Annotated in this window: 19 protein-coding genes; 1 reads left to right on the top strand and 18 read right to left on the bottom strand. The window is 39.4% G+C overall.

Annotation, left to right across the window (positions count from 1 at the left end; genetic code table 11):
* Position 1 precedes the first annotated feature (1 nt).
* From F909_RS16875 to F909_RS20685, 8 genes are all read right to left on the bottom strand, one after another.
* Entirely contained in the window at positions 2–889 is an 888-nt protein-coding gene (locus F909_RS16875; protein WP_005145913.1) for a phage BR0599 family protein, read from the bottom strand.
* On the bottom strand, positions 886–2,040 hold the full coding sequence (locus F909_RS21500) for a hypothetical protein (RefSeq protein WP_005145912.1): 1,155 nt from the start codon (positions 2,038–2,040) through the stop codon (positions 886–888). The genes F909_RS16875 and F909_RS21500 overlap by 4 nt, the downstream gene beginning before the upstream one ends.
* Positions 2,041–2,095: 55 nt before the next feature.
* Positions 2,096–2,473, bottom strand: coding sequence for a hypothetical protein (locus tag F909_RS16880; RefSeq protein ID WP_005145911.1), 378 nt, complete (start codon positions 2,471–2,473; stop codon positions 2,096–2,098).
* Between the two features lie 57 nt (positions 2,474–2,530).
* The gene (locus F909_RS20495) at positions 2,531–5,143 is read right to left on the bottom strand and encodes a hypothetical protein (protein WP_005145909.1); all 2,613 of its coding nucleotides are present in this window, start codon (positions 5,141–5,143) and stop codon (positions 2,531–2,533) included.
* A gap of 63 nt (positions 5,144–5,206) precedes the next feature.
* On the bottom strand, positions 5,207–5,875 hold the full coding sequence (locus F909_RS16885) for a zinc ribbon domain-containing protein (protein WP_004997323.1): 669 nt from the start codon (positions 5,873–5,875) through the stop codon (positions 5,207–5,209).
* Positions 5,876–5,951: 76 nt separating this feature from the next.
* Positions 5,952–6,662 carry a Rha family transcriptional regulator gene (locus tag F909_RS16890; RefSeq protein WP_004997322.1) on the bottom strand — a complete coding sequence of 237 codons (711 nt, stop codon included), beginning with the start codon at positions 6,660–6,662 and terminating at the stop codon, positions 5,952–5,954.
* Positions 6,659–7,042 carry a hypothetical protein gene (locus tag F909_RS16895; RefSeq protein WP_004997320.1) on the bottom strand — a complete coding sequence of 128 codons (384 nt, stop codon included), beginning with the start codon at positions 7,040–7,042 and terminating at the stop codon, positions 6,659–6,661. The genes F909_RS16890 and F909_RS16895 overlap by 4 nt, the downstream gene beginning before the upstream one ends.
* Positions 7,043–7,120: 78 nt before the next feature.
* Positions 7,121–7,282, bottom strand: a complete 162-nt coding sequence (locus F909_RS20685; protein WP_004997316.1) for a ribbon-helix-helix protein, CopG family — start codon at positions 7,280–7,282, stop codon at positions 7,121–7,123.
* A gap of 112 nt (positions 7,283–7,394) precedes the next feature.
* Here F909_RS20685 and F909_RS16900 point away from each other — a divergent pair, with 112 nt between their 5' ends.
* The gene (locus tag F909_RS16900) at positions 7,395–7,658 is read left to right on the top strand and encodes an Arc family DNA-binding protein (protein ID WP_004997315.1); all 264 of its coding nucleotides are present in this window, start codon (positions 7,395–7,397) and stop codon (positions 7,656–7,658) included.
* Between the two features lie 43 nt (positions 7,659–7,701).
* Here the strand turns inward: F909_RS16900 and F909_RS16905 are convergent, their stop codons facing one another.
* From F909_RS16905 to F909_RS16950, 10 genes are all read right to left on the bottom strand, one after another.
* Positions 7,702–8,493 carry a hypothetical protein gene (locus tag F909_RS16905; protein ID WP_228128173.1) on the bottom strand — a complete coding sequence of 264 codons (792 nt, stop codon included), beginning with the start codon at positions 8,491–8,493 and terminating at the stop codon, positions 7,702–7,704.
* Between the two features lie 112 nt (positions 8,494–8,605).
* Positions 8,606–8,839, bottom strand: a complete 234-nt coding sequence (locus F909_RS16910) for a hypothetical protein (RefSeq protein ID WP_004997310.1) — start codon at positions 8,837–8,839, stop codon at positions 8,606–8,608.
* Positions 8,840–8,916: 77 nt separating this feature from the next.
* Positions 8,917–9,297, bottom strand: coding sequence for a phage tail assembly chaperone family protein, TAC (locus F909_RS16915; protein ID WP_005145907.1), 381 nt, complete (start codon positions 9,295–9,297; stop codon positions 8,917–8,919).
* Between the two features lie 19 nt (positions 9,298–9,316).
* The gene (locus tag F909_RS16920) at positions 9,317–9,781 is read right to left on the bottom strand and encodes a phage tail tube protein (RefSeq protein ID WP_005145905.1); all 465 of its coding nucleotides are present in this window, start codon (positions 9,779–9,781) and stop codon (positions 9,317–9,319) included.
* Between the two features lie 65 nt (positions 9,782–9,846).
* Positions 9,847–10,377, bottom strand: a complete 531-nt coding sequence (locus tag F909_RS16925) for a phage antirepressor Ant (protein ID WP_004989971.1) — start codon at positions 10,375–10,377, stop codon at positions 9,847–9,849.
* A gap of 163 nt (positions 10,378–10,540) precedes the next feature.
* Positions 10,541–10,903 carry a DUF3168 domain-containing protein gene (locus F909_RS16930; protein ID WP_005145904.1) on the bottom strand — a complete coding sequence of 121 codons (363 nt, stop codon included), beginning with the start codon at positions 10,901–10,903 and terminating at the stop codon, positions 10,541–10,543.
* A complete protein-coding gene (locus tag F909_RS16935) occupies positions 10,900–11,421 on the bottom strand; it encodes an HK97-gp10 family putative phage morphogenesis protein (RefSeq protein WP_004997301.1) in 522 nt (173 codons plus the stop codon). Before F909_RS16935 ends, F909_RS16930 begins: the two co-directional genes overlap by 4 nt.
* A 7-nt stretch (positions 11,422–11,428) precedes the next feature.
* On the bottom strand, positions 11,429–11,776 hold the full coding sequence (locus F909_RS16940; RefSeq protein WP_004997298.1) for a phage head closure protein: 348 nt from the start codon (positions 11,774–11,776) through the stop codon (positions 11,429–11,431).
* Positions 11,777–11,785: 9 nt separating this feature from the next.
* On the bottom strand, positions 11,786–12,076 hold the full coding sequence (locus F909_RS16945; protein ID WP_004997295.1) for a head-tail connector protein: 291 nt from the start codon (positions 12,074–12,076) through the stop codon (positions 11,786–11,788).
* Entirely contained in the window at positions 12,073–13,503 is a 1,431-nt protein-coding gene (locus tag F909_RS16950) for a phage portal protein (RefSeq protein WP_005145899.1), read from the bottom strand. Before F909_RS16950 ends, F909_RS16945 begins: the two co-directional genes overlap by 4 nt.
* Positions 13,504–13,512 lie beyond the last annotated feature (9 nt).

The following is a 13,512-nucleotide window of genomic DNA, read 5'->3' as shown; positions in this document are numbered from 1 at the left end:
CTCACTTAATAATTTGATCGTTTACAGGGTTTGAGTTTGGAACATTTGGAAAACCTAAAAAGCGTAGATGGTTATTAAATACTGTATGGCAAGGACCTGCACGGGTTTGATCACATCCTGGTGCTAGCTTTACCACATCTCCAACCAGAAGCCCAAAGTGCTGACGCCCTAAAACCACAGTATTAGAACCAGTTGTCTCAAACGCAGTACTTCTCAAAATTGAGGTAAATATTCCATCTTGTTGCAAAACACCGCGGCTGAAATAGTTATCCGGGTAGCTTTTCATTTCCATCACAGGATTACCGTCCCCATCCAAAACAGGATCACCATTTTCATCTAGCACAGGTGTTGGGTTTACAGTGAAAGTAACTGTCAGGTTATCAATAGCAGTAATCGTCACATCAACAGACCACTCATCGATCTTCAAACCACATATACGATCATAGATTTTATTTGAACAAGTCTTCTGAAACTTACGAGTGAGAATACTTTTGTTCTGTTGAGTCTCAGCAGTAGAGCTCACAAGTGTCATTGTATTTTCGTCATCATCGAACTTTGGCTGTGTGATGCGGCCAATGTGAATGACTAATGTTTCACCTTTGTACAACTCCAGAATCGTGACTGTGACACTCTTGTAGTAAATCTTGTTGATGAATAAAGCCTGTAGATCATCACCCTCAGCATTCAATATCTGCATCGGGTATGGAAAGGTAATCTCTGTATCACACTTATCAATGTCTTCATCATCTATATTGCCACGGCTCACTACTAGCGGCAGATATGTATGCCCGTTGTGGTCAACAGCTTTAGCTGCACTTGTGAAATACCAAGTTTTATCACCATGCTTGAACTCAAATAAGTCCTTTTTAGATTTGAATAAGTTCATCATGGCGATAACTCAACTATTGGAACTGTAGCCTCCACAATGTCGGCCCCTTTAAAATAGAACTCCACTGCATCACTATTCAGGCGATACAGGCCAAGATATGAGACCCGGTCTATAACCGCTGGCGGTGACGGTGAGATGTTCATTACGATATTTTGGCCACTGGTAACCGAAGAAATAACTGTATGTGCTGTCCAAACGCCATTTGCCTTGATTGCAATGTTCTTTCGATCACTCAGAAAGTTGTCATTCTTTACTGTAATGCTTGAGCTACTACGTGATACAAAATTGAAGTTGTTTTGGTAACTCGGCATCCAGAATTGGTTTAGACGACCACGACGACGATAGAACCACTTCTTGTAATCGATGTACTCTTGGCGATTCTTCATGATTACACGAAAGTTCTTGTTGATCAGAGGATTGAACCAGTGAGTGAATTGCCAGAATTGCCCTATCTCACCATCTACAATGCTTTGGTGCTGCTCAAAGTTAATATCGAGAAAGTCACCATCTAGCAGCAATGGAGTAAAGTAAATAGCATCGCCTTTGAACTGTTGCGGATCAGCTGCAACTGGATATTCGACACTGTCCATCACTCTTAAAGCGATTGTCGGCTTGAACATTAGGCCATTGGCTTGTGATGTTGGATTGCCTGCAATGATTACTTTGCGCAATGGGATTATCTTCGCATCAGATGCGTTTACAGCCTCATTTAAGCGATAACCATCAATGTATACAGGTACATCTTCAATAACCTCATATCGCCCTATTTCAGTGACTTCTACAACCTTTAAAACTCCCGCAGCCTGAACAAGGATCAATGAGCCTACATTGATGCCTAGGTTGCTCGTGTCTGTCTCAATAAAGTCATCTGATAGATTACCTACCATTTGAAACTCTAAGGGCTGAGGCACTAAATACTCTTTACGCATCCATGAATAAAGATCATTGAACATTTCTGGCACTTCATTTCTAAATGCCATCATGGACCAGTTGAAAGACTGACGTGCTACATCAAGCAAAGGAATCCTTTCCTCACTCGATGCATCAAAACTCTGGTGAACATCAGTCTTAAACTCATAACGTTCAGTTGTTTCAAGTAATGGACATTTCGTGAGCAAGATATATTCATGCCCGTTTACTGTGACTTTCATATATTTCACCCATAAAAAAACCGACCTATCTAAGGCCGGCTTGTTAAATTAACCATTACTTATCAAAATTTAGGCTACCGATATTAAAAGCACTAACATCATCAATTAAAACAGTAATTGTAGTGCCACCTCTCAATGGTATGCGCTGACTTCCATTTATATAAGCTGCGTTTTTTAAATGTATTTGAGTTAGTGTTTCTAAATCTTCATCATCAAAGCTTTCATTTTCATCTTCCATGCTTTTTATAATTGCATCATAAAATGGCTTGATTAAAGCATTTTGGCTATGTTCATAATATTCTTTACGTGAAATGATATCCCCACTTATTAACCCTCCATTAACATGTAATGTAATCCCAATAACTTGCTCTGGAGGGTAAACATCTCCTAAATTAACATTAGCTACAATAGCTTTTAATATAAGGTGCTTCATTATTCTACCTATTAATATCATATGTTTATAAAAATTGAGAATTGAAGATAGCACAAACTATCTTCTTCCCAAAATGGTATTAATATTCGTAGCATCTCGTTTAATAATATTTAGGATTTGCTTTGTTCCTGTTGGTGTTGCTAGGTAATCACCAACAATTGAAAGGTCCATAATATTATTAATTTGGATTGACTGAAGAAGCTCTGAAGTATTAGCCGCCTGCTCATTCGCGGTCTGGCGGTCTGAGAGATATCCACTAATTGCTTGGTTATTTGCCATATCCAAAACATTAGTGTCTACAACACCACCATCAGCAAAGCCTTTACCTGTACGCATTGCCTCAACATTTCCAACGCCGCCCCAACGAGCTACATCAGCTTGGGAGAATACAACCTCTCCCTTATGAACGATGCCTGCTGGATCGTACTTACCGCCAGCACCAGTGTAGCCACCGTTAGCGAATCCTTGAGGTGTGAATGCTTGCAATGTCGCTTGCAAGGCACCAGTTTCAACAGTAGCCATAGCAACAGCTGGCAAGTTTGCTGGGAATGGTGCAGAAGCCCAAGCTGCCGAAATAGCCGTAATACTGTTCATCAAAACACTTGCCAAATTTGCACTTTTTTGAATTGCAACCATTGCAATATAAGCATCTGAGCTTTCCTCTGCATAACCTTTAATCAAGTCCCCCATTGATCCAAAAACAGAACTCATAGCTGATAAATTGCTAGAGTAAAGTTGGGTATTTAACTCAATCTCCTTTTGATTGTAGTCTGTAGTTAATTCGGATTTGGCTTTAAGATACTGCTGATAAATGGATAGTCGAGCATCATATTTTTCCTGATCCGCTAGTAGCTCATTATCATTAATTGCAGATAAACCTGAGTTAAGGCTGTCCCCGAGTTGAGAATAGCCATCTTGCTGTTGAGCATTCAGATTAAAACGTGACAAGGCTATTGGACTTAAAGTTGTTTGAGCTAATGCTGCAACCTGCTGCCCAACAATATTTCCACTAGCAGTGTTAATCCCATTGAAAGCATCTTCTCGTTTCTTTTGTTGAGCTTGCTTGAAAGCTTCAACATCTTTGTCATATGCTTCTTTTGCCTTGCTTAAATAAAGTTTTTCATTCACTGGATCCTTAGCATAGGCCGTGGATATTTTTTTCTTTTCTTCCTCGTATTTTAGCTTAAGCTTCAATTCCTCGTCAGCGTATTGCATGACTATGGATTGTTGAGCCTTTTCAAGCTGTTCCTGTTCTCGTTTAGCTTGTTCGGCAGAATGATCAGTTTTAGCCTTTGGTGTTTTGGTGACTTTAGGAGCTTTAACGGTAGGATTTAGCGCTTTATTCTGCGCAATTCCTGTGGTAACCCCTTTACCTAAAACCTTGTTGTAATCAAGCTGGGCTTTTTTGTTGTCGATAATGGATCGCGTTAGTCGGTCATGATCACCAGTCTGATTTTGAATAGTTTTAGAGATGCCGCCATAAGCTTGCTTTGTATTTTCCCAAACTCTTTTTGCAGTATTTTCAATAATTAGACTATTATTCTGGAATCCATCAACTAATGCTTTGCCTTTTCCTAATAGAGTTGGTGCATTCCAGAAATTTATAGCTGTTTGCCCCAAATTCCCAATTGCATCTAATGCCCCACCAATGATCTGAACTAAAGATTTTACGCCAGACGCAAGACCAATTACTAGAACTGCTGTTCCCTTGGCCGCATAACCTACCGCATCAACCACACTAGCAAATTGACCACCCTTTCCAGACCCATCTAAAAAGTAGCCAATTACACTGCTCAATGCCGGCATAACTGCCTGAGCTAATTGATTCTTTAACGCTGTAAATTGGAGCTGAACTGACTCTGTCTGTGCTGCAAGCTCGATGGACTTTTCGATTGCCTCCTGCCCTGTAATAATTCCAGCTTCTTCCATTGCTTCTTGATAGTTTTTCCATAACTTCCCGCCATTTGCTAATAGTGGGGCAAGTACAGTTAAATCAGAACCCATACTTTCAAGATAGAAGGACATTTGCTGCTGATTAACACCTGCCTCTTCAAGCTTATCAACATAGGTTTGTAGTGCTGTAACTCCATCCATTTTAGACATTTCTACAGCAAGTTTTTTTGCACCATCAGCTCCTTTTTCTGTCTTAACTGCTATTTGTTCAAAGAAGTCTTTTGCGCCTCCCGAGCCAACAGATGCGAACTCACCAATTTTTTCGTTAAAATCTTTAAGCTGATCAGAAAGTTTTTCTTGGGTAATCCCAAAACTAGAAGCAGCACCAGACAATCCTTGAAAGGTTTGTATTGATGTATTGGATACCGCAGCAAAATTTGCCAACTCAAGATTGCTTTTTGCCAACTGAATAGCCATTGCTGAAAGCCCACCAATAGCAACTACAGTTCCGCCTATTGCCATGCCTGCAAGAGCAGAAGTTGCGAGCAAAACCCCTCCACGCATGGCGCTTAGTTTTGTTGATACAGTGTCGATTACTGAGCCTAGCTGAGTTCCGCCAATCATTTGCTGAATCTGATCATTAAAACCCTTAAAGGCGTTAGACATATTTTGAGCAGACTGCTTTGCTTTTCTTTCAGCAGCACTCATCCCTTGCTCAAATGACCCAAGCTTTACCAAAAGGTCTAATGTTAATCTTCCGAGTGAATTTGTGGCCATGTGAACTCCGAAATTTGGGCAATAAAAAACCCCGGCTAGCGGGGTTTTGATAATCAAGATAATCTAAATGGGTTTATAATTTTCAACGTTGAATACAAACTGCACGTCGCCATGCTGATAAAATTTAGGTGCTATAATTAATTTCTTAGAAGTTTTGATTTTCTCCACGATCTTACTCTCAGTCGAATCTAGCTTAACAAATAAAACATCTGCCGCATGACTATCTGGCTCAACCATGGTGATATTCATAATATTGCCATCATCAAACTTGAATGCAACATCGCACCCATCAACTATCCCACAAACGAATTGCCCTTTATCAATAGTTATATAAACATCAAGTCCTTGGTGATTTTTGCGAACCCCTAACAAAAGCTTAGAACTATTCCCGTAGGGAAAACCAAAATTTGCACTATTTAAACTCTCCGCTACAGCTAGTTTGGTTGTAGTGCTGTGAAGTTCATCCTTGGATTCGTGATAAAACCAATTACTCTTACTTGTATTATTTTCATTCTGGGTTGGTTGCGCCTCAATTTTAGGATCATCTTCTATCTTATTGTTTTTGCTATTCATACCACCAATAACACTTACCAATATACTAATACCAAAAAGCCAGAGTAATATTTTGAGAACTATACTCATCTTCTTCTTTTGTTTTGCACCGCATTTAGGACAAGCCTCGGCTTTATCACTAACTGGATTTCCACATTCTTTGCATGGTCTAATAGCCATAAAAAACCCCATTAAATTGATTTAATGAGGTTAGCTTAAAAGTTTCTTAAAATAAAGGTTTAAGACATTAGCTAAGTCAACTGAATATATTTTTTAAATTTATTCCGTAAACAGCATTCCACGCATCCTTATGGTAGATTTTTACAGTGCCATAATTCGCATCAGCAATATCTTTAATCTTCTTGCCATGTTCCACACACCATTTTTTAAGCTCTCGCCAGTTAAACTTACGACCTGTCTTACTCTCAACCGCTTTAACAGATGCGTAATTTTTCGATTCACCTAACTGTTCTTTGAGTTTTTCAGCTTGACGACTTTTTACTGATGCTGTTGCCATTGCAGTAGCAGTTTTCTTGTCACTTATATGGGCTTTAGTTTCGATTGCATGGTCACGTTCTTTACAAGCAAGACGTTTAGCCTCGACTTGATCAGCCCATGCACGAGCGGCTTCTACTGGATCAGAGAAGTTAGGCATTGCTATAATTTTACTTGAAATCTGCTCTTCAAGTTCTTGCCAACGGTCTACCAAACGAGCTGTAAACTCTGGGCAAAGTTGAGCAACTACAATAATGCTGTCACGTTTACCTTGTTCGCCTGTGAATACATATACCTTTGGGACAATTCCATTTGCAGATTTAATCCCATCCTCAATTTGAGGTTGGACAATTACACCAGTATTTACAAGGCTTTCAATAGTACGTTTAACATTGTCATGGCGTTTTTCTACAAGTTCTGATATTTCCAAACTTGTCATGGTTTGAATATTTGTGTTAACAATCGCATTCATGACATTAATCCCCCATTACCTTTGAGAATTTTATTTTTATTACTTGCCTCCAAAATAGATTCTGCAAAACCCTGCATATTGCTTAATGCTAAAACTTGATCACTAAGCGACTGAATTAACCATCCAACATCATTAAATGTTTCCAATGGTATTTCTTCGTTAGCATTTGCAAGCAGCACACCTATGGCACTCAACCCCTTTAAAACTGGTTGATTTGCATTTTCTACTGCACGCCCTGCTGATTTCAAAAAATCCTCTTCTTCTTTTGATACTTCGCCACCATAGCAACCAACCTTTGCAAGTAGGTCGAGAGGAATGGTTGGCAAGAGGTCTGTAATATCTAACACCTTGTCTTTATTAAATTGAAATGGTATATTCATATTGTACATATCTCTCTGTTATGACTTCAATAAAGCCCTCTGCCTGCAAGTGTTGGGCTTTTTTGTTGTCTGTTGATTTCATGCTTTCGCACTCTTTTGGTCTAACAATAATTCGACTGCCTTATTCATTAAATAATTCATCGAACGCTCTTCTTTTTTCGCTAATTCTTTTAAAGGATCATAAAGTTCCTTTTCTAACCGAAAGCGTACATCGGTGGGTTTATTTTGTTCAGATTTCATAATTACCTCTAATAGCCTCACTTTAAGGCTATTTAAATTTAGCCCCAATTTGAGGTATTGTCAATACATTATCAGAACTTTTTAACCTCATTCTGAGGCTATTGGAGTATTAATGGCAGAAAACCCAAAGCACGTTACTGTTAGGCTTCGTGTGCCACCTGAGTTAAGGGATAAAATTTCTAAATCATCAGAACAATACAATCGATCTATGAATGCTGATATGGTCGCCCGCTTAGAACAAAGCTTTGAAGCTCAGATTTCCCATGAATTTGAAATGCACATGATGGAAATTATGCTTAAAGAGCAACAAGATAAAATTAATAGCTTAATTCAATCTGTTGATAATTTAACTAAGATTGTTCAGGGTGGTATTTGATAAAGAAAAAAGCCCCGAAGGGCTTTTTGAAATGACAGGTTTGCTATTCAGGCATATCCATAGATTCATGAAACTTCATAATTCTGTAGGCTGCTGGATTATCATTTATTGTCTCAACATAAACGTCTACAACATAGGCTTTTTCGTATAGCTGATCTTCCCCATGAATCATTTCATACTGGATTTCATCATTTTCAAAAAGTACCTTCACTTCTTTTTTAGAAATACTCTCGATGATTCCTTTGTAGCCTTTGCGATTATCTGAACGTGTCTGTGTCCAATACAAAACCACTTGCTTGTGAAGGCCAACAATTGGTTCTTTTAATTTTTCTATTTCTTTGCTCGCCTTGTTTTGAATAGCATTTGCCTCAAGGCTGTTGATGTTGATTGTAATGGTTCCACTATTATTGGAGGCATCAAGTTGCAAAATTGATCCTGAATCTTTTGCAACAGGCTCTACAAACTTTGAAACCCTAGTTAATGTCTGCTTATCAAGGTTCTCGGGTTTTCTGCCAACTCCTTTTAAGTATTCTATGCATGACTTCATGTGGTTGGTGAAGTCCAGAACAGTATTTGCATGCTCAGCAAAAGGCATTAAAGCTGGCGCAAGAGCAACCAACTCTGTAATAATTGATCCAGGTCTAATTTCTTTGATGTAAAGCTTAATCTCATCTGAAACTAAATGATTGTTTGTTTCCGCAATATAATCAGAATACTCAGCGCCTAAACTGATCATGCTCTGAGCAAAATCGATTAGATCTACTGGTTGTTTGTTCTTTATATTTACGGTAAGCATAGCATCATCTTCACTAGGCAATAATTCTATATTATCCACGATCACCCCAGAATAAATTAAGCATAACGACACACATTGTCGTAACATTATTAAGTTATTGAAGTAGTATCATAAATAAATAATATTTGGTCAAATAATGAATTGGGTAAATCTATTTACCCACCCAACTATTCAAATAATCCTCAGCATCCATTTCAATCACTTTAGGCTTCTGTTCGTGGGGCATAAAAGCATAAGGCGAAATCTCTTTACCATTTTTACCACGATTAGAATTTGCATAAAATGCAAGTGCGCCACCAATAACTTGTTCAACTCTTCGACCAGTATTGAGGCTTCCGTACTTCCAGATATATGAAGACCAGATTTGAGCCTCAACTAAAGTCATATTTTCTTTAGCTTCGGCTATTGTTTTTCCTGCAATACCGTTAGATACAAGCTCGCACCAAAACTCGTCCTCTGGCGTTAATTCAACTTTCCCTGCTTGTCTTTTGCAACTGCCTCCAAGCCAGTTACCACATTAAAAATTGCGCCCGCCAAACTTTGAGTAAAATACTCATCAACTTGTTCTTTGGTTAAGTAGATATCACCCTCATCATTTACCAAAGTCAGTGAAAGCCATTCAGCTACCACATCTTCACCTTTGTTAAGCCGAGTGAATAAAGGCTCTGTTACCTTATAAGGCAATTGCTTGACCCGAATATCTACAGATACTTTTTCTCCATCGTGATAAAACTCTACAGGCAAGTTTCGGATTGAGCCTACCAATGCGCCTTTTGCGATATCTTGAAGATTAAATTTTTTGATTGATTCTGCGTTTACCGCTTGCTCTTTAGTCTTGGCCATTTTTCTTGATTCCAATTATTTAAGTTTTAGGGGTGCGGATCACTTCAGTTGATCGTTCCAATGTAATGGTGTATGCAACCAGTGCATCAGCTTCAAATGTTGGTGTAGGGCTTGATAAACCACCCATAAACGACCACCAAGTACGAGTTTCAGGCAAAGTAACGCTGCCACCTGTTAGTGTCGGTGCATCATTGCTACCTCTAGAGCCGATATAGAACTGTAAGTTTTGTTTTTTGTCTCTAGCCCATTCTTCTAGTTTGTCATGTGATGTGTTTTCATCATCAAAGTCATAGCCAATTGAACCTTGACCCGGATCAGATAAGCCCGATACATAAGATTTTGTATTCGGCTCATCAAGACACGTATTTTCAATACGAGTCGTTGAATCAGAACCAAAATCAAGAGTTTTGATACAGTTGATTTTTGTAATGGCTGTGCCATCGTATACATAAATTCCCATACCGTTTACAAGAACGTTCGCCATGAGTAGTACTCCTCAATTTTTGGCATTAAAAAACCACCTTTCGGTGGCGCGGGGTTTTGGTTTGTTTAGTCGTTTTCGTCTTTAAAATCCAAAGATGGTTGAGCTTCTTTAATTAGATCGTCCAATTCTTTGAGCATTGCAGGCTTGGTTTGTTTACCATGAATTGATAAGAAGCTTGCGGCACCCGATAATGATTGGGTGATTACATCAATCTGTGCTGAGAGTTCACCAATGCGAACCTGCAATCCATCTTTGAGCTGTCTAGCTAATTCCTCTTGCTCGATGTAATACTTACGAATCTCATGTCCTTTATCATTCCGCTCCATCATTCCTAAATGCTTAGTCATATCAACTGAAATGATATATTCAGTTGTTGGGCGACCACCTTTTAGGTTTTCGTCTTTTTTGACGATAACTACATAATCAAAATTCTGTTCAAATTTACATTGATTAATTCGACGTTTAATCCAGTGGGAGAATTCAGCCTTTACTTCAAGCATCTTGTGTAAATTTCGTGCATTTACACCTAGCTGAACTTTCCCATTTAACTCTACTTCAAGAAATGGATTGGATTTAAAATTTACAATCGCATTCATAATGCTTCTCCGACTGCTCATAAAGAAAAAACACTGGCAGGAAGAAGTATGAACAGTCAAAACGACCATCTTCTTTTCGGGGATCAGCCTAGCCAGTGGGTTGCCTGAATTTCAGGCATAAAAAAACCTGCCGCTAAGGACAGGTTTGATTTAGGTAAATTCTTTAACGACTTAAAAACCAATTTGCATCAAATCCTCGCGCAAACAGCTTTGTGTCTGTTTCGTAGTTGCTAATTCGCGGATTTAAGATGTAGCTTTGTATTTCCAAGGCCTTTCTGATTGCTTCACGTGCTTCATAGGCGCGTTTTTGATTGGTGTCATACACAATCACTTGATACATGACATGATCAGTCTTAGCGGAGCAATCAAGGCTATTTTCAGCACTTCCGCCTACTTCTTGCCAGACTGCGTAAGGCACTGATGCATGCAAGGGTGCAATATCTTCATAAACACGCAAGTCATTGCCGAGTAATGTCTTTACTGCACTGTCTGCATTGAGTGTTCGGAATATGGGTAAGAAACTCATTTGAGTAATTCCTTGTCGAGTTCGAGCGAAAACGCTTCTGTAAACTTATTCGTTACTTGCTGAATGTTATTTGCTAAAGCGGGTCGCATAAAAGGCGTGGCTGGAATATGTGATGTTCCAAATTCGATGAAACGCCAATATTTAGTATTCCCGCCCGGTAGAGCTATGGTGTCGTCATCGAGAACCTGCTTGGCTTCACCTCTTTTTTTTCTTTCTTTGAAGACGATTTTTTTGCTTTTGCTATTCGATCCAGCACCACCCATGATGCCAACACGCATTCTCACGTATGAGCTGTTCCGAGTTTTACCTTGACTGACTGTGACATTCTCATAAATCGCTTCACGAGTTTCTGGGTCGTCAATTCTTTTTGCATTTTGTTTTGCTGCATCTTTAACAATATTCATGGCTTTTCTTGCAGCACGGTTAGCAGCATTTTTAACAAGCCTTTGGTTAGATAATCTATTTAATTTTTTTAAGACTTCCTCCAACCCTTCAAGCTTAACCTCAACACTAGCCATAGGCACCTCACTTGGATCTTTCTACCCCTTGGCCAAGCAAGAAGGTGCAATATGTATATGAATCTTCATTGTCATCAAGAGCCTGACTCTTGATTGAAAACAAGCGATCTTTCCAAATCACTTGCATTTCAGTATCAATGTCCGTTCGATAACGAATTTTCATTCTTGCTGTGCCTTCGGATTGATCCGCTTGAGCCGCAATTAAATCTTTGGCTGATAGTGGCGTGACTTTGGCCCATAACTTTGCGTATTCAATCCAACCACCTTCAATTTCAAATCCATCATCATCCCGTCCACCTTGCTGATACTTCTGAATAACAACTCTGTGTCTTAATTCACCTGCGCTTTGTCCCATATCACCCTCCTAGATTGCTGTAGGTGTTCTATAAGGGAATAGCAACGCCTGAACAGGTTGCGGCATGTAATTTCCATTCACTGGTGCATCAGACTCGGCATTGCGGTACTTGTCATAGAAACCAACGTAGACCAGAACAGCCAATTTAAATTCTTCAGGCGGTTGTGCATGATGAACTTCATCCGTATAACGAAAAACCGCTGATTCAGCGGCCTTTATGTAGATTTCTATGTTCGTATCGTTGGAGTCATCATCGTAGCGAAGATGCTGTTTGACTTCTTCGAGTGTGACTAAGCTCATTCTGTCCACTCCTTAGCACATAACTTAAAGTTTTTATGGTCAAATTCACCAAAATGATCGTTTTCAACATGCCAGAGTGCGCCATTCTTGGTAATGAATTGTCCTTTTTGGTACTGCACATCGTCTTTGAATACGCCCTTATAGAGCGATTTAAGAGGATTATCAGACTGAGTGGTTGATTCAGATTTACCAAATGGATCTTCTTTAGCATCACGCTTAGCAAGTGCTTCCAAATTGTAGTTTTGCTGTTGTAAATAAGGGGATTCGCCACCTTTAACAGGTAAATAACCCAACTTCTGGCGCGCCTCATTGGGGGCAAAAATGCCTGCACTGATGCCATCTTTGAAGTATGCAATTTTACTAGATGAATCCATGCGGATTAGAACATCAAGATCAAGGAAGGCCGCAACACCATAAGAAGGTAAATCCAATCCCTCATCCAAAAGGTTTTCACGTGCTTCGATATAGGATTGAAGGCAATCTGAATAGTAGATTTCGTTCAGATCAGAAACTTTAGTTGCACCTTGAACATCAGTCACGCCAATTTTAAAAGGTGGCACATTAAATGCCGTACAAACAATACGAGCAGACATCCCAAGTTGTTCAATTAATTGGCTGTCTATCGCTGACATTGAAATGTTTACGTATTTTGCTCCATCGGACAAAAGACCAGTTTTACCCACATTGGCACCACTATAATTTGCATCCCATTTGGTTTTCACCTCTCGGGCTTTTGTTGCATCTAATGGCCCAGGCACCTCAATAACACCACCTGGTTTGGATCCATTGGCAAAAAAGTTTTTAGAGTTTCTGAGAATCGAAATACCCTGTTCAGACGCCAAACTACACGCCATGATTGGCGTTAATCCCACTAGCGGGTGATAAATTGCGTTAATACGGTCATGGATAATTTCAGACGCAGGAACAATTACATTTTCAGCCTGTGTTAATCGGTCGTTTGTAAGCTGATAAAACACATTCGCTTGGTCATCAACAAGAACAGTCACTAAATCAGGGTTTAAAACCACCAATCGGTATAACTCGCCAAACACATCGCGCATTTTAAAAACGTAGGTGTTGCCCCTAAGCAAAAGGCTCTGCGTCCATTGCTCGTTGAACTGCTGCCAGTTTTGGTAATTATTCGGTTTTTGAAGTACACGCTGTAATTCTTTTGGGGTTAAAGCATCAACTAAGACACCTTGCTGCTTCTTTTTTAACAGAACAGGCATCTTGCCAATGTCTTTAGAGATAAGGCTTACGCAAGCAAATACCGCATAAAATGCAGTCATATCTTCGCGGGTAATTTCCTTATTTTCTTGCCATGCCCCTGAATATGGCTCATGTACAAATAAAGAAGTCCACCCTTGGTTTGAATGGACTCCTTGGAGGGATTTCTTTTTACCAAATAAATTTCCGAAAAAGCCCATTCTTTACAT

The sequence above is a fragment of the Acinetobacter sp. ANC 3929 genome, assembly GCF_000369405.1.
In the GTDB taxonomy this organism is placed as follows: domain Bacteria; phylum Pseudomonadota; class Gammaproteobacteria; order Pseudomonadales; family Moraxellaceae; genus Acinetobacter.
This window is presented reverse-complemented; position numbering and strand designations above follow the sequence as displayed.